Origin of the sequence: Escherichia sp. AM3 (genome assembly GCF_032029835.1) — a bacterium.
GTDB classification, from domain to species: Bacteria; Pseudomonadota; Gammaproteobacteria; order Enterobacterales; family Enterobacteriaceae; genus Escherichia; species Escherichia coli.
Genome location: NZ_JAVUPQ010001116.1, coordinates 1 through 256 on the forward strand (window position 1 = coordinate 1; position 256 = coordinate 256).

The 256-nt window shown below is 53.5% G+C and carries 1 protein-coding gene; it reads left to right on the forward strand.

The window, feature by feature from the left end:
* Positions 1-256, forward strand: a 256-nt coding sequence (gene thyA, locus RTW80_RS29955) for a thymidylate synthase (RefSeq protein ID WP_312721796.1), incomplete at both ends; no start/stop codon positions are given.

A 256-nucleotide genomic window follows, 5' to 3' on the forward strand; every position in this document is an offset into this window, starting at 1 on the left:
TGTTCCTCGGCTTGCCGTTTAACATCGCCAGCTACGCGCTGTTGGTGCACATGATGGCGCAGCAGTGCGATCTTGAAGTGGGCGATTTTGTCTGGACGGGCGGTGATACCCACCTCTACAGCAATCATATGGAACAGACGCATCTCCAGCTGACGCGCGAACCGCGTGCATTGCCGAAGCTGGTGATCAAACGTAAACCGGAATCGATCTTCGATTACCGTTTTGATGATTTCGAGATTGAGGGTTACGACCCGCA